17 protein-coding genes are annotated in these 19,559 nt (G+C 69.8%); all 17 read left to right on the forward strand.

Going from position 1 to position 19,559, the window contains the following annotated elements; genetic code table 11:
• The first annotated feature begins 27 nt into the window (after positions 1–27).
• The 17 genes from VIS07_20755 to VIS07_20835 all read left to right on the forward strand — a co-directional run bounded on the left by VIS07_20755 (position 28) and on the right by VIS07_20835 (position 19,540).
• Positions 28–1,017: a DUF1566 domain-containing protein gene (locus VIS07_20755; protein HEY8517949.1), complete on the forward strand. Its 990-nt coding sequence runs from the start codon at positions 28–30 to the stop codon at positions 1,015–1,017.
• A gap of 352 nt (positions 1,018–1,369) precedes the next feature.
• Entirely contained in the window at positions 1,370–2,416 is a 1,047-nt protein-coding gene (locus tag VIS07_20760; GenBank protein HEY8517950.1) for a hypothetical protein, read from the forward strand.
• A gap of 115 nt (positions 2,417–2,531) precedes the next feature.
• Entirely contained in the window at positions 2,532–3,572 is a 1,041-nt protein-coding gene (gene rlmN / locus VIS07_20765; protein ID HEY8517951.1) for a 23S rRNA (adenine(2503)-C(2))-methyltransferase RlmN, read from the forward strand.
• Positions 3,573–3,605: 33 nt separating this feature from the next.
• Complete coding sequence (locus VIS07_20770; protein ID HEY8517952.1) at positions 3,606–4,541, forward strand: diacylglycerol kinase family protein; 936 nt, start codon at positions 3,606–3,608, stop codon at positions 4,539–4,541.
• A 45-nt stretch (positions 4,542–4,586) separates the two neighbouring features.
• Positions 4,587–5,213, forward strand: a complete 627-nt coding sequence (locus tag VIS07_20775; GenBank protein ID HEY8517953.1) for an exopolysaccharide biosynthesis protein — start codon at positions 4,587–4,589, stop codon at positions 5,211–5,213.
• Positions 5,214–5,321: 108 nt separating this feature from the next.
• Complete coding sequence (mtnP, locus tag VIS07_20780; GenBank protein ID HEY8517954.1) at positions 5,322–6,191, forward strand: S-methyl-5'-thioadenosine phosphorylase; 870 nt, start codon at positions 5,322–5,324, stop codon at positions 6,189–6,191.
• Complete coding sequence (locus VIS07_20785) at positions 6,188–7,168, forward strand: glycosyltransferase family 2 protein (protein ID HEY8517955.1); 981 nt, start codon at positions 6,188–6,190, stop codon at positions 7,166–7,168. The genes mtnP and VIS07_20785 overlap by 4 nt, the downstream gene beginning before the upstream one ends.
• A gap of 15 nt (positions 7,169–7,183) precedes the next feature.
• Complete coding sequence (locus VIS07_20790; GenBank protein HEY8517956.1) at positions 7,184–8,287, forward strand: glycosyltransferase family 1 protein; 1,104 nt, start codon at positions 7,184–7,186, stop codon at positions 8,285–8,287.
• Positions 8,288–8,319: 32 nt separating this feature from the next.
• Complete coding sequence (locus VIS07_20795; protein HEY8517957.1) at positions 8,320–9,411, forward strand: glycosyltransferase; 1,092 nt, start codon at positions 8,320–8,322, stop codon at positions 9,409–9,411.
• Positions 9,405–10,814, forward strand: coding sequence for an undecaprenyl-phosphate glucose phosphotransferase (locus VIS07_20800; GenBank protein HEY8517958.1), 1,410 nt, complete (start codon positions 9,405–9,407; stop codon positions 10,812–10,814). Before VIS07_20795 ends, VIS07_20800 begins: the two co-directional genes overlap by 7 nt.
• A 50-nt stretch (positions 10,815–10,864) precedes the next feature.
• Positions 10,865–12,193 (forward strand): UDP-glucose/GDP-mannose dehydrogenase family protein, encoded by a 1,329-nt coding sequence (locus tag VIS07_20805; GenBank protein ID HEY8517959.1) that lies wholly within the window; start codon positions 10,865–10,867, stop codon positions 12,191–12,193.
• A complete protein-coding gene (locus VIS07_20810) occupies positions 12,190–13,143 on the forward strand; it encodes a UDP-glucuronic acid decarboxylase family protein (GenBank protein ID HEY8517960.1) in 954 nt (317 codons plus the stop codon). Before VIS07_20805 ends, VIS07_20810 begins: the two co-directional genes overlap by 4 nt.
• A gap of 26 nt (positions 13,144–13,169) precedes the next feature.
• Positions 13,170–14,105, forward strand: a complete 936-nt coding sequence (locus VIS07_20815; protein HEY8517961.1) for an NAD-dependent epimerase/dehydratase family protein — start codon at positions 13,170–13,172, stop codon at positions 14,103–14,105.
• 120 nt (positions 14,106–14,225) lie between these two features.
• Positions 14,226–16,025 (forward strand): translation elongation factor 4, encoded by a 1,800-nt coding sequence (gene lepA / locus VIS07_20820; GenBank protein HEY8517962.1) that lies wholly within the window; start codon positions 14,226–14,228, stop codon positions 16,023–16,025.
• A 47-nt stretch (positions 16,026–16,072) separates the two neighbouring features.
• Positions 16,073–16,684 (forward strand): signal peptidase I, encoded by a 612-nt coding sequence (gene lepB / locus VIS07_20825; protein ID HEY8517963.1) that lies wholly within the window; start codon positions 16,073–16,075, stop codon positions 16,682–16,684.
• A gap of 50 nt (positions 16,685–16,734) precedes the next feature.
• Positions 16,735–18,087 carry a nucleotide sugar dehydrogenase gene (locus VIS07_20830; protein ID HEY8517964.1) on the forward strand — a complete coding sequence of 451 codons (1,353 nt, stop codon included), beginning with the start codon at positions 16,735–16,737 and terminating at the stop codon, positions 18,085–18,087.
• A gap of 4 nt (positions 18,088–18,091) precedes the next feature.
• Positions 18,092–19,540 (forward strand): S1 RNA-binding domain-containing protein, encoded by a 1,449-nt coding sequence (locus VIS07_20835; GenBank protein ID HEY8517965.1) that lies wholly within the window; start codon positions 18,092–18,094, stop codon positions 19,538–19,540.
• The last annotated feature ends 19 nt before the right edge of the window (positions 19,541–19,559 follow it).

Below are 19,559 nucleotides of genomic sequence, written 5' to 3' on the forward strand. Positions count from 1 at the left end.
TCGTTCGATCCTCAACGGAGGTTCGCCATGCCACACCGCTCCATTTTCGCTCTGATTCCTGTGCTTGCCTTCGCTGCTGCGGCGCACGCGGCGCCGACGCGCGCGCAGCAGTGCGAGGCGGCGCTCGAGCTCGCGTCGGCCAAGTACGCGCGATGCCGGCTCGTCGCCGAGCAGAGGCACTCGAGGAACCCCGACGCGGCGAAGCGAGAGAAGGCGCTCGCCAAGTGCTCGGCAAACTTCAGCAAGGCGTTCACCAAGGCGACGACGAAGTACGGGGCAGACTGCGCCGCGACGGAGCCGTCGTCGACGTTCGAGACGTACCTCGCGCAGTGCACGGACGACGTCGCGGCCGCGGCCGGCGGCGCGTCGCTGCCCGACTACGCCGGCGAGCTCGCGAGCTGCAACGCGGATCTCGCGAGCTGCGAGGACGATCTCGCCGCCTGCGAGGCGGAGCCCGGGGCGCGGCTGCTCAAGACCGGGCAGACGACGAGCTACGGTCCCGGCGACGACGGCGACCTGCAGATGGGCGTCGCGCACCACTTCGTCGACAACGGCGACGGGACGATCACCGACACGCGGACGGGCCTGATGTGGGAGAAGAAGTCGGACGACGGCTCGATCCACGACAGGGACAACAGGTACACGTGGTGCGCCGGTCCGTCCGGGCTGTGCACGGAGCTCGACGGTACCGTGGTGACGGAGTTCCTCGCGACGCTGAACTCCGGCAGCGGCTTCGCGGGCTACACGGACTGGCGGCTGCCGAACCGCAGGGAGCTCGAGACCCTCGTCAACCTCGAAGTCTACAATCGAGCGACGTTTCCCGAGTTCGAGTCGGGCTGCGTCCCCGGCTGCGCGGTGCTGACCTGCAGTTGCACCTTTCCTGGCTTCTACTGGACGTCGTCGACGTCCGCCGAGGCTCCGGTGACCGCGTGGATCGTGGATTTCGGCGAAGGGTTCATGATCCCGATGGGCAAGGGGGCCAGCACCTACGTCCGGGCCGTCCGCGGCGGCTCGTGAGCTGACGCACGATCCTCGAGGGCTTGGTTTCGCGGGCGCCGGCTCGTGGCGCGAGCCGCGGGCCGGCGCCCGCGAGACGGTTGTCGCTGGGCGCTCGCTCCCCGAGCCTCGCCGCGAGGAAGCCAGAACCGCGACGCCGTTCCTGCGAGGCATCGGCTTCGTTTGACCTTCGCCTGATGGCGACCGCCGTCGCGGCGTAGCGGAGCTCGCTCCGGCCGGCGACGCCCCGGTCGACCCGACGCGGGCCATGGCCGGGCGGTCAGGCAAGATTCTGCTTGATCGTCAAGCGAAAAGGCGGTAGCGTGCGCGGCACTTCGTTCAGGACGTGTTCGGCCGCGACTGGAGGTGCCCCATGCTACGCCGAGTTCCCATCCTCCTGATCCCGCTGCTGATCCTCGTTCCCGCGGCACGAGCGGCGCCGACGCGCGCCCAGCTGTGCGAGGCCGCGCTCGAGCTTGCGGCGGCGCGCTATGCGCGCTGTCGGCTGCTTGCCGAGCAACGGTACTCGAAGTCCCTCGACGCGGAGCGACGGACGACGGCCCTCACCAGGTGCTCGCGAAACCTCGCGGAGGCGTTCGCGAGGGCGACGGCCAAGTACGGCGCGGACTGCGCGGCGACGGAGCCGTCGTCGGCGTTCGAGGAGTACTTGATGCAGTGCACGGACGACGTGGCGGCGGCGGCCGCTGGCGCGGAGCTCCCGGACTACGCAGGCTGCGCGGCAGAGCTGGCGGCCTGCACGGCCAACCTCGCGACGTGCAGCGCGGAGCTGGAGGTCACCGTGGCGGACCTCGAAGCCTGCGAGGCCGAGCTGGCCGCGTGCCCGCCGAACGTGGCGCACCTGATCGTGAACGTCGCCGTCCACAACGAGCGCGGCGGCACTGCGACCGCGAGCGACTTCGGCGTCCACGTCGGCGGCGCGGGCGCGATTCCGTCCTCGTTCCCGGGTGAAGCCGCACCCGGCACGATCGTGACGGTGACGCCGGGGCAGACGTTCCTCATGGCCGTGACGAACCCAGCGCCCGGCTACTTCGTCTCGTTCCTGGGTAGCTGTGGTTCCGAGCCGCTCGCGCCCGGGGCGATCGCCACCTGCACCGTCAAGGCCGAGTACCTCCCGGCGCGGCTCCACGTCATCAAGACCGTCAGGAACGACGATGGCGGCACCGCGGTCGCGTCCGATTGGACGATCCACGTCGCCAACGCGAACCCGTCGCCCTCGTCGTTTCCGGGCACGGCGTCGCCGGGCGTGGAGGTCGCGATCGACGTTGGGCCGTACTCGGTGACGGAATCGGGCGGGCCGGACGGGTATCAGGCGTCGTTCTCGGGCTGCTCGGGGACCGCGGTCGTCGGTGGCGTCTACGTCTGCGAGATCGTCAACGACGACGTCGCGCCGACGCCGTAGGCGCCAAGAGCCGCGCGCCGGAGAGGCCCCGGCCAACAGGGCGTCCGCGCGGCGCGGCGACCGCGGACGCGGACCGCGCGGTGCCAGCGCGCGGTCCGCGTGCTAGGCCTCCGGCGTGCTCCCGGTCTTCGCCGCCACGCCCGACTCGGTGAACGCGATCCTTCACCGCGCCGGGATTGCGTCCTATCGCACGGGACAGGTGCTGTCGTGGATCTACGGCCGCGGGGTCACGGATCCCGACGCGATGACCAACCTGCCGCGCGAGCTGCGCGCGTACCTCCGCTCCGAGCTCGCGCCGCCGGCGCTCGAGGTGGTCCGCATCGCGCGCTCGCACGACGGCACCCGCAAGATGGCGCTGCGCCTCGCTGACGGCGAGCTGATCGAGAGCGTTCTGATCCCCGACCGGCACCGCCTGACCCTGTGCGTGTCGTCGCAGGTCGGCTGCGCGATGGGCTGCGCCTTCTGCGCGACCGCGCGGCTCGGGCTGCGCCGCCACCTGCGCATCGACGAGATCGTCGGGCAGGTGATGCTCGCGCGCCGCCACCTCGAGGAGGATCCGCTCGGCGTGGGCCACCTGACGAACCTCGTCTTCATGGGCATGGGCGAGCCGCTGCACAACCTCGAGAACGTGATCGGCGCGATCGACATCCTGACCTCGCCCTGGGGGCTCGGCATCTCGCCGCGGCGGATCACGGTGTCGACGGTCGGGCTCGTGCCGCAGATGCAGGCGCTGCTCGAGCGCACCGCGGTCAATCTCGCGGTGTCGCTGTCGGCGACCACCGAGGAGAGCCGGCGCGTGCTGATGCCGGTCACGCGCAAGTACTCGCTGCGCACGCTGCTCGACGCCTGCCGCGCGCTGCCGCTGCCGCGTCGCCGACGCATCACCTTCGAGTACGTGCTGCTCGCCGGCGAGAACGACGGCGACGAGGACGCGCGCCGTCTGGTGTCGCTGCTGCACGGCATCCGCGCCAAGGTGAACCTGATCTGCTTCAACCCGTTCCCCGGTGCTCCGTACGAGGGCACGCCGGAGGCGCGCCGCCTGCGCTTCCAGCAGCTGCTCCTCGACCACGGCGTCCACGCCACGATCCGCGAGAGCCGCGGGCCGGACATCGCAGCCGCGTGCGGCCAGCTCGCCGCGCAGGCGGCGGCCGGCTGAGCGGACTTCCGCCGACCCGAGCCCTCGAGCCCGATGCCCGGAATCTCCGTCATCGTGAACCCCTATGCCGGCGGCAACAAGCGCGGCATGCGACGCGCCGAGCGTCTCGCGCGCATCGTCGGTGACCACGGCGAGGTGCACACGCCGTCGACGCTCGAGGAGCTCGACACCGTCATCTGCCGCGCGCTCGACAAAGACCCGGACGTGCTCGCGCTGTGCGGCGGCGACGGCAGCTACTTCCGCGCCTTCACCGTGCTGCACAAGCGGCTCGGCGACGCGCCGTGGCCGCTGATCCTGCCGCTGCCGGCCGGCACCATCAACAACCTGACGCACGCGATCCGCTCGCAATCGAGCTCGCCCGAGCGTCTGCTGTCGCACGTCGTCAACGACCACCTGCACGGCATCACGCACGACTGCGCGGACTGCGACCTGTTCTCGGTCAACGACGAGGCCGTCGGCTACATCTTCGGCTGCGGCATGATCGTGAACTTCCTGCGCGCGTACTACGCGCCGCCCGATCCGGGACCCCTCACCGCTGCCTGGCTCGTGCTGCGCCTGATGGGCTCGGCGCTCGTCCGCGGGCCGCTGCAGGCCAAGATCTTCCAGCCCTTCGAGGCGGACGTCGTGTGCGACGGCGAGCGCGTGCCGCACCGCTCGTACCGCATGCTGATCGCGAGCAGCGTCTCGGCGATCGGGCTCGGCTTCGAGCCGTTCTACCTCGCGGGGCGCAAGCCGGGGCAGTTCCACGTGCTGGGCGGGCCCGCCAAGGCGACGCAGCTCACGCGCAAGCTGCGCTACTTCTACAAGGGCTACCCGGCGCGCGACCCGGACCTGTACGACAACATCGCCGCCGAGCTGCACGTCGAGTTCGCGCGCCCGGCCTACTACACGGTGAACGGCGATCTGCTCGGACCCGAGATGCGCGTCACCGTGCGCCGCCTGCGCCGCATCCAGGTGATTCGCGGCTGAAACCCGCTTTCGCGACGCGACAATGGACGCTAGGAATCGACACTCATGACCCAAGCCGGCCTTTCCACCGACCGCCGTCTCTCCGAGACCCTGATCGAGTCGGCGCGGAGCCTGCCCGAGGGGCAGGTCTCCGTGCGTGAGCTCGTGGAGCGTCTGGGGCAGTCGGGCATGCAGCTCTTCGCGGTGTTCTTGACGCTGCCGTTCCTCGTGCCGGTGTCGGTGCCGGGCGTGAGCACGGTGTTCGGCCTGGTGATCATCCTGATCGGCATCGGCGTCGCGCTGAACCAGCTGCCCTGGCTGCCGGGCTTCGTGCTGCGTCGCGAGGTGCCGGCGGGACCGCTCGGCAAGGCGCTCGAGCAGGGCGCGAACCTGGTCGCGCGCTTCGAGCGGCTGCTGCACCCGCGCTTGACCGTGTTCTCGAAGGGCGCCGCGGTGACGCGCTTCAACGGCCTCGTGCTCGCGTTCGCCGGACTCCTGCTGATGGCGCCGTTCGGCTTCGTGCCGTTCTCGAACACGCTGCCGGGCATCGCGATCCTGTTCCTCGCGCTCGGCATCCTCGAGCACGACGGGCTGTTCGTCCTGCTCGGCTACCTGATGACGATCGCGACGCTGCTCTACTTCGCGGTGCTGATCTGGGGCGCCTGGGAGGCGGGGCAGCTCATCCTGTCCTGAGCCGCTCCCGAGCGGAGGGGCGTCGCGTCCGCCGGCGGCGGGACGCGCACGAGCCTTTCGCAAACTCCGGTTTGAACTCGCCGCGTACCGTGTGCGAATCCTAGCGCCGTGTCGAATTCCACTCCCCGCGCAACCCTTGGCGTGATCGGCGGCAGCGGCCTGTACGACCTCGCCGATCTCCACGACGTCGAGCGCGTGCGCTTGACGACCCCGTTCGGCGACCCGTCGGACGAGTTCGTCATCGGCACGCTGTCCGGCTGCCGCGTCGCGTTCCTGCCGCGCCACGGCCGTGGCCACCGTCTTCTGCCGACCGAGCTCAACTTCCGCGCCAACATCCACGGCATGAAGCAGCTCGGCGTCGTGCAGCTGCTCGCGGTCGGCGCCGTCGGCAGCCTGCGCGAGGAGATCGTGCCCGGGCACGTCGTGGTGCCGGACCAGTTCATCGACCGGACGTTCTCGCGCAACGCGACCTTCTTCGGCGACGGCGTGGTCGCGCACGTCCAGTTCGGCGACCCGGTGTGCGGACGCCTCGCGAAGAGCGTCGCCGCGGCCGCGCGTTCGGCGGGCGCGACGGTGCACGAGGGCGGCACCTACGTCTGCATGGAGGGGCCGCAGTTCTCGACGCGCGCCGAGTCGAACCTCTACCGGTCGTGGAACGCGTCGGTGATCGGCATGACCAACCTGCAGGAGGCGAAGCTCGCGCGCGAGGCGGAGATCTGCTTCGCGACGCTCGCGATGAGCACCGACTACGACTGCTGGCACGAGAGCGAGGCCGAGGTCGACGCGGCGAGCATCCTCGCCGTTTTGAAGGCGAACGCCGAGCTCGCGGCGCGCACGGTCGCCGAGCTCGCGGGCAAGCTGCCCGAGGGCGATTGCGCGTGCCGGCACGCGCTCGAGTTCGCGATCGTCACCGACCGCGCGACGATCCCCGAGCGGACGCGGGAGCGTCTCCGCCTGATCGCCGGCAAGTACCTATGAACGACCTGCGCATGGACGACGTGCGCAGCGCGGAGCGCTGCGCGCTGTCCGTCGTCGTGCCGTTCTACGAGGAAGAGGAGGCGATCGACGCCTTCTTCGAGGAGCTGCTCGGCGTGCTCGACCGCCTCGGGCTCGACGCCGAGGTGGTCGCGGTCGACGACGGCTCGAGCGACGGGACGTTCGCCAAGCTCGCCGCCGTGCACGCGCGCGATCCGCGCGTGCGCGTGATCCGCTTCCGGCGCAACTTCGGCCAGACGGCGAGCCTCGCGGCCGGCTTCGCGCACGCGCGCGGCGACGTCATCGTCACCATGGACGGCGATCTGCAGAACGATCCCGCCGACATCCCGCGGCTGCTCGCGAAGCTCGACGAGGGCTGGGACGTGGTCTCCGGCTGGCGTCACGACCGGCAGGACGACACGCTGACGCGCATCCTGCCGTCGCGCATCGCGAACGCGATCATCTCGTCCGCGACCCACGTCAAGCTGCACGACTACGGCTGCGGCATCAAGGCGTACCGCCGTGAGATCGCGCAGGGCCTCAAGCTCTACGGCGAGATGCACCGCTTCCTGCCGGCGATCGCGGGTGACCTCGGCGCGCGGGTCACGGAGATCCCCGTCAATCATCGCCCGCGCACGGTGGGACGCTCGAAGTACGGGCTGTCGCGCACGGTGCGCGTCATCCTCGACCTGATCACCGTCAAGTTCCTGTCCGACTTCGCGACGCGCCCGATCCAGGTCTTCGGCCTGCTCGGGCTGCTCGCGACGACGCTCGGCGCGCTGCTGCTGCTCTACCTGGGCTTCGAGAAGATCGTGCTCGGCGTCGAGCTCGGCGGACGGCCGATCGTGCTGCTCGCGATCCTGCTCGTCGTGACCGGCCTGCAGTTCATCACCTTCGGGCTGCTCGGCGAGATGCTGGCGCGCACCTACCACGAGTCCCAGGGCAAGCCGACCTACGTCGTGCGCGAGACGCTGGGCTAGCGACCGCGGCGAGGCATGCGCCGCATCGGCATCGACGCGCGCAAGCTCGACGACGGGGGCATCGGCCGCTACGTCCGCGAGCTGCTGCGCCGCCTGCCCGCGCTCGCGCGCGACACGACGTTCGTCGCGCTGGCGCGGCCCTCCGGCGTCGAGCGGCTGCGCGCGCAGGGCGACCTCGAGGTGGTCGAGGTGCGTGCGCGCGGCTACTCGCTCGCAGAGCACGTCGAGCTCGCGCGGGTCGCGGCGGAGAGGCGGCTCGATCTCCTGCACGTGCCGCACTACGTCGTGCCGGGGATGGCGCGCGTGCCGCTCGTCGCGACGGTGCACGACCTGATCCACCTGCGCGTGCCGCGCACGCCGCTGCACGCGGTCTACGCGCGCGTCATGCTCGGGCTCGTGCGCCGACGCGCGCGTCTGGTCTTGACGCCGTCGCACGCGGTGGCGCGCGACCTCGAGACGCTCGCCGGGATCGCGCGCGAGCGGGTCGCGGTCGTGCCGAACGGCGTCGACGCGGACGCCTGGGGCGCGCCCCTGCCCGAAGGGGCGGTCGAGGGCTTCGTCCGCCGCCGCGGGCTGCAGCCGCCGTACGCGCTCAACGTCACGAACGGCTTGCCGCACAAGGGCCTCGACCTGCTGCTCGAGGCCTGGCGGGAGCTGCCGGAGATCAAGCTCGTGCTCGCGGGGCAGGGCTCCGACCGGCGCGCGGTGCGCGAGCGCGTCGCCGCGGCGGGGCTGCCGCCGGGCGCGGTGACGGTCCTCGGCGAGCTCGACGAGGCCGAGCTCCGCTGCGCGTACCGGGGAGCCGCGGTGGTGGTGATCGCGTCGCGGCTCGAGGGCTTCGGGCTGCCGGCGCTCGAGGCCATGGCGGCCGGGGTGCCGGTGGTCGCGGCCGAGGCCGGCGCGCTGCCGGAAGTGGTCGGCGACGCGGGGATTTTGTTCCCGGAACGTTCGGTTGCTTGCCTGCGCGGGGCGCTCTATAGACTTACGCCCCGATCGAAGCAGGAGGCCCGTGCCGACCTGATTCGCCGGGGGCTCGCGCGCGCCCGCGAGTTCACGTGGGATCGCACGGCGCAGGAGACGTACGCGGCGTACCAGCGGGCGCTGCACTGTCAGACGTGAGGGTCGCACTTGTTCACGATTGGCTCGTCGGGATGCGGGGCGGGGAGAAGTGCCTCGATCTCATGTGCGAGCTCCTGCCGGACGCGGAGATCTTCACGCTGCTGCACGCGCCGGGGTCGGTCTCGAAGCGGATCGAGTCGCGGAAGATCCACACCTCGTCGCTGCAGCGCCTGCCGCTCGCCCTCAAGGCGTACCCGTACTACCTGCCGGTTCTGCCCTGGGCGATCGAGCAGTTCGACATGCGCGGCTTCGACGCGATCGTGAGCGTCAGCCACTGCGTCGCGAAGGGCGTGGTGCCGGCGCCGGAGTCCTGGCACGCCTGCTACTGCCTGACGCCGATGCGCTACATCTGGGACGCGTACGGCGAGTACTTCGACTCCCGCGGCTCGCGCTCCCTGCGCGTCGCCGGCCGGATCGTCGCGCCGTGGCTGCGGATGTGGGACGTCGCGTCCTCGGCGCGGGTCGACGCCTTTGCGGCGATCTCGCAGCACGTGCGCAGCCGGATCAGCCGCTACTACCATCGCGACTCGTGCGTCATCTATCCGCCGGTCGACGACCACCTGTTCGACGTGCCGCTCGCGAGCGGACCGGGCAGCTACTTCCTCTCGGTCGGTGCGGCGGCCCCGAACAAGCGGCTCGACCTCGCGATCGAGGCGTTCCGCGAGCTCGGTCTGCCGCTGGTCGTGGCGGGGGCGGGTCCTGGTGCTGCGCAGCTGCGGCGTCGCGCGCCGGCCAACGTCTCGTTCTTCGGCTGGAGCACGGACGAGGAGCTGGTCGCGCTCTACCAGGGCGCGCGCGCGCTGGTCTTCCCGGGCTACGACGACTTTGGCTTGACGCCGCTCGAGGCGGCGGCCGTGGGCCGTCCGACGATCGCGTTCGCGGGCGGCGGAGCGCTGGAGACGGTGGTGCCGAGCAACGGGCGTGACGTGGGCACCGGCATCCTGTTCACCGAGCAGACGGCGTCCGGGCTCGCGGCGGGCGTGCGCGAGTTCCTGCAGGTCGAGTCGGAGTTCGATCCGGCGGCGCTGCGAGCGCACGCGGCGCGGTTCGCGCGTCGGGAGTGCAAGGCGCGACTGCGCGAGTTCTTGGGCCAGGGCATCTCGGCGAGGGCGTTCGCATGCTGAAGGAACGCCGTCAGCTCTTCATCGGTCTCTTCGTGATGGCCGATCTCACCGTGCTGGCGGCGGCGTGGGCGCTCGCCTACGCGCTGCGCTTCGTCGTGCCCGTCATCCCGGTCACCAAGGGCACGCCGCCGTTCGCGAACTACTTGACGCTGCTGCCCGTGATCCTCGCGATCTGGGGCATCGTGTTCCGCGCGAGCGGGCTCTACGACCCGATGCGCACGCGCGAGGTCGGCGCCGAGCGCCGCACGGTGCTGCGCGCCTGCTCGCTCGCGATGCTGATCTTCACCGCGGTCAGCTTCCTCGGCTTCGAGAAGGCGTACTCGCTGTCGCGCCTGATGCTGCTCTACTTCTACGTGCTCGGCACGGCCGCGGTCATCGTCGAGCGCTCGCTGCTGCGCGAGATCCTGCGCGAGCTGCGCCGACGCGGCTACAACCTGCGCCACGTGCTGATCGTCGGCGACGGCGAGCTCGCGCAGGCGGTCGCCGATCGCATGACCCGCCACCCGGAGTTCGGTCTCAAGGTGCGTGGTTTCCTGACCGATGACCCCGCCAGGGTGGGGACTTCCATCGGCGCCGTTCCGGTCTGCGGTCAGTGGGACTCCGTGGCGGACGTGGTCGCCAAGGGCGGCGTCGACCAGGTCGTGCTCGCGCTGCCGTTCGAGGCGCTGCCGCGGCTCGGCGGGATCGTCTCGAAGCTCGACTCGGCCGCGGTCGACATCAAGGTCGTCCCCGACGTCGAGCGCTTCGTCAGCCTGCGCAGCGGCATCGAGGAGTTCGAGGGCCTGCCGGTGATCAGCCTGCGCGCGACGCCGCTCACCGGCTGGAACCGGGTCGCGAAGCGCGCCATGGACGTTGCGCTAGGCTCCGTCGCGCTGGTCGTCGCGGCGCCGCTGATGCTGGTCATCGCGCTGCTCGTCAAGCTGACCTCGCCGGGGCCCGTGCTGTTCAGCCAGGAGCGCATGGGGCTCGACGGGCGCGTGTTCCGCGTCTGGAAGTTCCGCACCATGCGCGAGGACGCCGAGGAGGACACCGGCCCGGTGTGGGCCACTCCCGACGACCCGCGCCGCACCAAGGTCGGAGCCTGGCTGCGTCGCCTGTCGCTCGACGAGCTGCCGCAGCTCATCAACGTGCTGCGCGGCGAGATGAGCCTCGTCGGGCCGCGTCCCGAGCGGCCCATCTTCATCGAGGAGTTCCGCCGGCGCGTCCCGCGCTACATGCTGCGCCACATGGTCCGGGCCGGTATGACGGGCTGGGCGCAGGTCCACGGCTGGCGCGGAAATACCTCTATTGAGCAGCGCATCAAGTACGATCTTTACTACATCGAGAACTGGTCCCTGCTGCTCGACCTCAAGATCCTCGCGCTCACCTTCGTTCGAGGCTTCGCCAACAAGAACGCCTACTGATGCCTTGGCGCCGCGCGCGCCCCGTGAACCCCTGAACGGGAGATTGGTCCATGAAAATCTGTGTCGTTGGAACGGGCTACGTCGGTCTGGTCGCCGGAACCTGCTTCGCCGAGAGCGGCAACGACGTGACCTGTGTCGACAACGTTGCGGAGAAGATCGAGGCGCTGCAGCGCTGTGAGATTCCGATCTACGAGCCGGGGCTCGAGGAGCTGGTGCGGCGCAACAGCGAGGAGAAGCGCCTGCAGTTCACCACCGACCTCGACGCCGCCGTGAAGGGGGCGGAGATCTGCTTCATCGCGGTCGGCACGCCCATGGACCACTCCGGGGCTGCCGACCTGCGCGCCGTGATGGCGGTCGCCGAGGGCATCGCCAAGGCGGCGAACGGCGACAAGGTGGTGGCGATCAAGAGCACCGTGCCGATCGGCACCGCCGACCGCGTGCGCCGCATCATGCGCGAGCACAGCAAGCACCACCTGCCCGTGATCTCGAATCCGGAGTTCATGAAGGAGGGCGCCGCGATCGAGGACTTCATGAAGCCGGATCGCGTGGTGCTCGGCGGCGACGACGAGGCGGCGCTCGAGAAGATGAAGGAGATCTACTCACCGTTCGTCCGCACCGAGAACCCCATCCTGGTGATGGACAACCGCTCGGCGGAGATGACCAAGTACGCGGCGAACTCGCTGCTCGCGACCAAGATCTCGTTCATCAACGAGATCGCGAACCTGTGCGAGAAGGTCGGCGCCGACATCAACGCCGTGCGCCGCGGCATCGGTACCGACCGCCGCATCGGGCCGCACTTCCTCTTCCCGGGCGTGGGCTACGGCGGCAGCTGCTTCCCGAAGGACGTCCACGCGATCATCTCGACCGCGCAGGACCACCAGCTCGACTTCACGCTGCTGCGCGCGGTCGACGAGGTGAACGACCGGCAGAAGCGCGTCCTCGTGGGACGCATCCTCGAGCACTTCGGCGGCGACGTCTCCGGGCGTCAGCTCGCGGTGTGGGGGCTCGCGTTCAAGCCGCGCACCGACGACATGCGCGAGGCGCCGTCGGTGGTGATCATCGAGCGCCTGCTCGGGTGCGGCGCGAAGGTCGCGGTGCACGATCCCGAGGCGATGAACGAGGCGCGCAAGATCCTCGGCGACCGCGTCACCTACCACCGCCTCAACTACGACGCCCTCAAGGACGCCGAGGCGCTCATCATCGTCACCGAGTGGAACGAGTTCCGGCGTCCGGACTTCCAGCGCATGAAGTCGCTGATGAAGTCGCCGGTGATCTTCGACGGGCGCAACGTGTACGAGCCGCAGCAGATGCTCGCCCACGGCTTCACGTACTACTCGATGGGACGCCGCACGGTGCGGCCGGAGAACGGCGGCCGATGAGAATTCTCATCACCGGCGGAGCCGGCTTCATCGGCTCGCACCTCGCCGACCGCCTGCTCGCGGACGGCCACTCGGTGATCGCGATCGACAACCTCGCGACCGGGCACACGCGCAACATCGAGCACCTCGCCGGTCACGAGCGCTTCAAGTTCATCAAGCACGACGTCACGGAGTACATCTACATCGAGGGCAAGCTCGACGTGGTGCTGCACCTGGCGTCGCTGCCGAGCCCGGTCGACTACCTGAAGAAGCCGATCCCGACGCTGAAGGTCGGCGCGCTCGGCACGCACAAGGCGCTCGGCCTCGCGCGCAGCAAGGGCGCCTGCTTCATGCTCGCCTCGACCTCCGAGGTGTACGGCGACCCGCTCGTGCACCCGCAGCCCGAGTCGTACTGGGGCAACGTCAATCCGGTCGGCCCGCGCGGCGTGTACGACGAGTCGAAGCGCTTCGCCGAGGCCATCACGATGGCGTACCACCGCTACCACGGCCTCGACACGCGCATCTTTCGCATCTTCAACACCTACGGCCCGCGCATGCGTCCCGAGGACGGGCGGGTGGTGACGAACTTCATCGCGCAGGCGCTGCGTGGCGAGCCGCTCACCGTCTACGACGACGGCTCGCGCACGCGCAGCTTCTGCTACGTGAGCGACCTCGTCGACGGCATCGTCAAGCTCATGCACGTGCCGGAACCCGAGCCGATCAACCTCGGCAACCCGTCCGAGATGAAGATCCTCGAGTTCGCGCAGCTCGTGCAGAAGCTGACGGGCTCGACGTCCGAGATCGTCTTCGTCACGCCGACCGACGAGCGCACCAAGGACGACCCGCAGGTACGCCGCCCCGACATCACGCGTGCGCGCACCGTGCTCGGCTGGGAGCCGCGCGTGTCGGTCGAGGAAGGTCTCGCGCGCACCATCGAGTACTTCCGCGCGCGCTTCGCCGAACAGGCCTGACGGCTCGCGAAAGGCAGGGAAGCCTCATGAAGATCGTGGTCACCGGTGGCGCGGGCTTCATCGGCTCGCACGTCGCCGAGGCGTACGTGCAGGCCGGACACGACGTCGTCGTGGTCGACGACCTGTCGAGCGGCAAGCGCGAGCAGGTGCCCGAGGGCGCGCGCTTCGTGCAGATGGACGTCCGCGACCCGGCGATCGCCGATCTGTTCGCGCGCGAGCGTCCGGAGCTGCTGAGCCACCACGCGGCGCAGATGGACGTCCGGCGCTCGGTCGCGGATCCGCGCTTCGACGCCGACGTCAACATCATGGGGCTGCTCAACCTGCTCGAGGCGGCGAAGGCGGTCGGCACGCGGCGCGTGCTGTTCGCGTCGTCGGGCGGCGCCGGCTACGGCGAGCAGGACGAGTTCCCCGCCCCGGAGACGCACCGGACCGCACCGGTGAGCCCGTACGGCGTGAGCAAGATCGCGAGCGAGCTCTACCTCGGCTGCTACCAGGCGATGATCGGCCTGGAGTGGGTCGCGATGCGCTACGCCAACGTCTACGGCCCGCGTCAGGACCCGCACGGCGAGGCCGGCGTGGTCGCGATCTTCACGCTCAAGCTGCTCTCCGGCGAGACGCCGACCATCAACGGCGACGGCAAGCAGACGCGCGACTACGTCTACGTCGGCGATCTCGTGCGGGCGAACCTGGCGCTCGCGACCCACAGCTACTGCGGCCCGATGAACTTCGGCACCGGTATCGAGACCGACGTCAACACCCTGTTCCACGAGCTGCGGGAGCTCTGCGGCGCGGACGTCCCCGAGCAGCACGGGCCGGCGAAGCCCGGGGAGCAGCGGCGCAGCGTCATCTCGCCGAAGCTCGCCGAGCAGGTCCTCGGCTGGCGGCCGGAGGTCACGCTGCGCGAGGGGCTCGCGCGGACGGTCGAGTACTTCCGCGAGAAGCGCGCGGGCGGCGGTCGCTAGGCGGCCGGGCAGGGCGGAGGCTGCCGTCGGCGCCGGGCGAACGCCACGGCCGGCGGACGGCGCGCACCAGCGAAACGACGGGCGCCAGGGGGCGCGGTCTGGTAAGTAGTCACGTTTCCGATGGACAGCGACCGGATTCGCAATTTCTCCATCATCGCCCACATCGACCACGGCAAGTCGACGCTGGCGGACCGCCTGCTCGAGCGGACCGGCACGTTGTCCCAGCGCGAGATGCAGGACCAGGTGCTCGACGACATGGAGCTCGAGCGCGAGCGCGGGATCACGATCAAGGCCCGCGCCGTCCGCCTGCGCTACCGCGCCCGTGACGGCAAGGACTACGTCCTCAACCTGATCGACACCCCGGGCCACGTCGACTTCTCCTACGAGGTGTCGCGGAGCCTCGCGGCCTGCGAGGGGGCGATCCTGGTCGTCGACGCGGCGCAGGGGGTCGAAGCTCAGACGCTCGCCAACGTCTACCTGGCGTTGGACAACGACCTCGAGATCGTCCCGGTGCTGAACAAGATCGACCTGCCGGCGGCCGATCCGGACCGCGTCCGCCGGCAGCTCGAGGAGGTCATCGGCCTCGACGGCTCGGAGGCGGTGCTGGCGAGCGCGAAGCAGGGCGTGGGCATCGACGAGATCCTCGAGCGGGTCGTGACGCACATCCCGCCGCCGCGCGGCGACGCCCAGGCGCCGCTCCAGGCGCTGATCTTCGACTCCTGGTTCGACCCGTACCACGGCGCGGTGGTGCTGGTGCGGGTGAAGAACGGCGTCGTGAAGAAGGGCGACCGCATCCGCTTGATGGCGGCCGGGCGCGACTACGAGGTCACGCGCGTCGCCGTGCTGACCCCCGCGCCGAGCGACGTGCCGCAGCTCGGACCGGGCGAGGTCGGCATCCTGATGGCGTCGATCAAGGAGATCGCCGACGCCCGCATCGGTGACACGGTGACGCACGCGCAGCGTCCCGCGGCCGAGCCGCTGCCGGGCTTCAAGGCCGTCAAGCCGATGGTCTTCAGCGGTCTCTATCCCGCCGACACCGGGCAGTACGAGGCGCTGCGCGCGGCGGTCGAGAAGCTCAAGCTCAACGACGCGTCGTTCTCCTACGAACCCGAGAACTCGATCGCGCTGGGCTTCGGCTTCCGCTGCGGTTTCCTCGGTCTCCTGCACATGGAGATCGTGCGCGAGCGTCTCGAGCGCGAGTTCGGCCTCGTGCTGATCACCACCGCGCCGACGGTCGCGTACCAGGTCGTCACCACGTCGGGGGAAACGATCTTGGTTGACAGCCCGGCGAAGCTGCCGCCGGTGCAGAACATCGAGCGCATCGAGGAGCCGTTCATCCTCGCGACCATCCACCTGCCGGCGGAGTACCTCGGCGCGGTTCTGAAGCTCTGCGAGGACAAGCGCGGACGCCAGAAGGAGATCAAGTACCTCGGCGAGAACCGCGTCATGCTGGTCTACGAGCTGCCGCTCAACGAGGTGGTGGTCGACTTCTACGACCGCCTGAAGTCGATCTCGAAGGGCTACGCGTCGCTCGACTACGAGCTCTCGAGCTTCGTCGCCAGCGACCTCGTCAAGCTCGACATTCGGGTCAACGGCGAGGTGGTCGACGCGCTGTCGATGATCGTGCACCGCGACCGCGCCTACACGCGCGGCCGCGAGCTGGCGGCGAAGCTGCGTGAGCTGATCCCGCGGCAGATGTTCGAGGTGGTGATCCAGGCGTCGATCGGCAGCAAGGTGATCGCGCGCGAGACCATCAAGGCCATGCGCAAGAACGTGACCGCCAAGTGCTACGGCGGCGACATCACCCGCAAGCGCAAGCTCCTCGAGGCGCAGAAGGAAGGCAAGAAGCGCATGAAGCAGGTCGGCCGGGTGGAGATCCCGCAGGAAGCGTTCCTCGCCGCGCTGAAGGTGGACCAGTGACGGCCCCGCATCAGGCCCGCGATTCGAAGTCGGGCGGCGCCGAGGACGTGCGCCCGACGCCCAAGGCCAAGTCGACCTTCCGCGAGTACGCCGAGGCCCTCGTGGTCGCCTTGGCGCTCGCTTTGTTCATCCGAACGTTTTTCGTGCAGGCCTTCAAGATTCCGTCCGGATCGATGCTGCCGACGCTGCAGATCGGCGATCACCTGCTCGTCAACAAACTTCTGTATGGCGTTCGGATCCCCGTGTATGGCACACGTTTGTTCAGCTACTTCGAGCCGGAACGGGGCGACATCATCGTGTTCGTCTACCCCGAGGATCGGGAGAAGGACTTCATCAAGCGGGTCATCGGGATCCCGGGCGACGAGATCGAGATCAGGAACAAGAAGCTGTACCGCAACGGCGAGCCGGTGGGTGAAGAACCGTACGCGCAGTACACGGAGCCGGCCGAGCCGGGACCTCGCGACAACTTCGGCCCCGTTACCGTCCCGGAGGGTCACGTGTTCGTCATGGGCGACAACCGCGACCACAGCTTTGACTCACGTTTCTGGGGCTTCGTGCCGTATGAGGACATCAAAGGCAAAGCGTTCATCATCTACTGGTCGTGGGACGGTGACGATAGCTGGGTGCGCTGGTCGAGGATCGGCCGCCTGGTGCACTGATCTGCGCCGTGCCGCCCGGACCGAGATCCAGAGGAACTCGGGAGGTCCGTATGCAACTGAGTGAGAAGCTGGCGTCGAGGCAGGCTCGACTGGGTGTCATCGGCCTCGGCTACGTGGGCTTGCCGCTGTCGGTCGAGATGGCGCAAGCGGGCTTCTCGGTGGTCGGTATCGACGCGGATCCGCGCAAGGTCGCGGAGATCAACGCGCAGCGCTCGTACATCTCCGACGTTCCGACCGACGTGCTCGCCAAGGTGGTCGCCGCGGGCAAGCTCGAGGCGACGACCGACACCGGCGTGCTCGCCGAGGTCGACGCGGTCAGCATCTGCGTGCCGACGCCGCTGTCGAAGACCAAGGACCCGGACGTCAGCTACATCCTCGACGCCGTCAAGGCGATCAAGCAGCACCTGCACCGCGGACAGCTGATCGTGCTCGAGAGCACGACCTATCCCGGCACCACCGACGAGCTGATCCGCGCGGAGCTCGAGTCGAAGGACCTGCGCGTCGGGCGCGACTTCTTCCTCGCGTTCTCGCCCGAGCGCATCGATCCGGGCAACCGCACGCACGGGACGCGCAACACGCCGAAGGTCGTGGGCGGCATCACGCCGCGCTGCACCGAGCTCGCGACGCTGCTCTACTCGCAGTTCATCGAGCGCGTCGTGCCGGTGTCGTCGGCGCGCACGGCGGAGATGGTGAAGCTCCTCGAGAACACCTTCCGCAGCGTCAACATCGCGCTGGTCAACGAGCTCGCGTCGATGTGCGACGTGCTCGGCATCGACGCCTACGAGGTGATCGACGCCGCGGCGACCAAGCCCTTCGGCTTCCTGCCGTTCTACCCGGGTCCGGGTCTCGGCGGCCACTGCATCCCGATCGACCCGCACTACCTCGCGTGGAAGCTCAAGGCGCACGACTTCACGGCGCGCTTCATCGGGCTCGCTGCCGAGGTCAACCAGCGCATGCCCGAGCTGGTGGTGGACAAGGTCGTCGCGGGGCTCAACCACCAGGGCAAGCCGGTCAAGGGCTCGCGGATCCTGGCGCTCGGCGTCGCCTACAAGCGCGACGTCAGCGACATGCGCGAGTCGCCGGCGCTGACGGTCATCAAGCTGCTCGAAGACCGCGGCGGGCGGGTCAGCTACCACGATCCGTACGTGCCCGAGATGGTGCTCGAGAACGGCTCGATGGCGAGCGTCGCCTTGACGGACGACGTGCTGCGCATGGCCGACTGCGTGGTGATCCTCACCGACCACTCGTGCTTCGACATCCCGCACATCGTCGCGAACTCGCGGCTGGTCGTGGACACGCGCAACGCGACGCGCGGTCTCGAGAGCAAGTTCGGCGAGCGGATCTGGAAGCTCGGCGCTCCTGCGCCGGCGGCCATGAACTACGCCTACGCCGAGTCCGCCTGAAGCGATGTCCGCCGAGCAGAGGCAGGAGGGCGGCGAGGCAGCGGCAGAGCCGAGCTTCGCCGAGCTGCTCGACGGGCACGCGCCGCCGCACACCTTCGAGGTCGGCCAGACCGTCTCCGGCGTCGTGATCCAGATCGGCGCCGAGGACGTCTTTCTCGACCTCGGGGGCAAGGGCGAGGGGCACATCGCGCGCGCCGAGCTGGTCGACGACACGGGCGCGCTCACCGTCGCGGTGGGCGACACCGTCGAAGCGACGGTGGTCGACGTCGGACGCGAGCTGCGCCTGTCGCGCAAGCTCGTCGCCGGCGCGCACGCGCGCGAGATGCTGCGCAGCGCGGCGGAGAGCGGGATCCCGGTGCAGGGCAAGGTCGCCGCCGTCATCAAGGGCGGCTTCGAGGTGACGGTCGCGGGTCTGCGCGCGTTCTGTCCGCTGTCGCAGATGGACCTGCGCCGGATCGACGACCAGGCCGCCTACCTGAACCAGGTCTACGACTTCCGCGTCGTCGAGCTCAGCGAGGACGGACGGCGCATCGTCGTGTCGCGGCGCAAGCTGCTCGAGGAGGAGGCGCGGCGTCAAGCAGAGGAGACGCGCAAGCGGGTGGTTCCCGGCGCCGTGCTCACCGGGCACGTGAGCTCGGTGACCGCGTTCGGCGCCTTCGTCGACCTGGGCGGCGTCTCCGGGCTCGTGCACGTCTCCGAGATCTCGCACCAGCGCGTCGACCGGCCGGCGGACGTCCTGCAGCCGGGCCAGCAGGTCACCGTCAAGGTGCTCCGCGTCGACCTGCAGACCGGCAAGATCGCGCTCAGCATGAAGGAGCTCGAGGGCGATCCGTGGGCGACGGTGCACGAGAAGCTGAAGCCGCGTCAGGTGGTCGAGGGCCGGCTCGCGCGCGTCACCGACTTCGGCGCGTTCGTCGAGCTGCTGCCCGGCGTCGACGGCCTCGTGCACGTCAGCGAGCTGCCGCACGGCTCGCTCGCCAAGCTGCGCGAGGCGGCGAAGGCGCGCGCCGCGATCTCGGTGATCGTGCTCGAGATCGACGACCAGAAGCGCCGCATCGCGCTCGCGCTCGCGCCGAGCGGCGTCGCCGCGGGCGACGTGCTCGAGACGCCGCAGCTCGCGGTCGGCAGCGTCGTCACCGGCAAGGTCGAGAAGATCGAGCCCTTCGGCGTCACGCTGCGCCTCGGACCGGGGCAGACCGGCCTCATCCCGAACAGCGAGATGGGCACCCCGCGCGGCACCGACCACGCGAAGGAGTTCCCGCCCGGCACCGAGATCTCGGCCGAGGTGCTGTCGATCGACAAGGGCGGGCGGCGCGTGCGCCTGTCGCGCCAGCGCGCGATCGCGCGCGAGGAGCGCGCCGAGGTCGAGCGCCACACGCGCACGGCGCAGAACACAAGCCTCTCGACCTTCGGCGAGCTGCTCGCGAAGGCGCAGCGCGAGCGCCGGCGCTGAGGCGTCGGGCTGCGATCCA

It is taken from the genome of Candidatus Binatia bacterium (assembly GCA_036563615.1).
Classification (GTDB): Bacteria; Desulfobacterota; Binatia; order UBA12015; family UBA12015; genus DATCMB01.

Coding starts and splice junctions, on each gene's coding strand:
- VIS07_20755 (HEY8517949.1), top strand. CDS start 28: ATGCCACACCGCTCCATTTTCGCTCTGATTCCTGTGCTTGCCTTCGCT.
- VIS07_20760 (HEY8517950.1), top strand. CDS start 1,370: ATGCTACGCCGAGTTCCCATCCTCCTGATCCCGCTGCTGATCCTCGTT.
- VIS07_20770 (HEY8517952.1), top strand. CDS start 3,606: ATGCCCGGAATCTCCGTCATCGTGAACCCCTATGCCGGCGGCAACAAG.
- VIS07_20775 (HEY8517953.1), top strand. CDS start 4,587: ATGACCCAAGCCGGCCTTTCCACCGACCGCCGTCTCTCCGAGACCCTG.
- VIS07_20785 (HEY8517955.1), top strand. CDS start 6,188: ATGAACGACCTGCGCATGGACGACGTGCGCAGCGCGGAGCGCTGCGCG.
- VIS07_20790 (HEY8517956.1), top strand. CDS start 7,184: ATGCGCCGCATCGGCATCGACGCGCGCAAGCTCGACGACGGGGGCATC.
- VIS07_20795 (HEY8517957.1), top strand. CDS start 8,320: ATGCGGGGCGGGGAGAAGTGCCTCGATCTCATGTGCGAGCTCCTGCCG.
- VIS07_20800 (HEY8517958.1), top strand. CDS start 9,405: ATGCTGAAGGAACGCCGTCAGCTCTTCATCGGTCTCTTCGTGATGGCC.
- VIS07_20805 (HEY8517959.1), top strand. CDS start 10,865: ATGAAAATCTGTGTCGTTGGAACGGGCTACGTCGGTCTGGTCGCCGGA.
- VIS07_20810 (HEY8517960.1), top strand. CDS start 12,190: ATGAGAATTCTCATCACCGGCGGAGCCGGCTTCATCGGCTCGCACCTC.
- VIS07_20815 (HEY8517961.1), top strand. CDS start 13,170: ATGAAGATCGTGGTCACCGGTGGCGCGGGCTTCATCGGCTCGCACGTC.
- lepA (HEY8517962.1), top strand. CDS start 14,226: ATGGACAGCGACCGGATTCGCAATTTCTCCATCATCGCCCACATCGAC.
- VIS07_20830 (HEY8517964.1), top strand. CDS start 16,735: ATGCAACTGAGTGAGAAGCTGGCGTCGAGGCAGGCTCGACTGGGTGTC.
- VIS07_20835 (HEY8517965.1), top strand. CDS start 18,092: ATGTCCGCCGAGCAGAGGCAGGAGGGCGGCGAGGCAGCGGCAGAGCCG.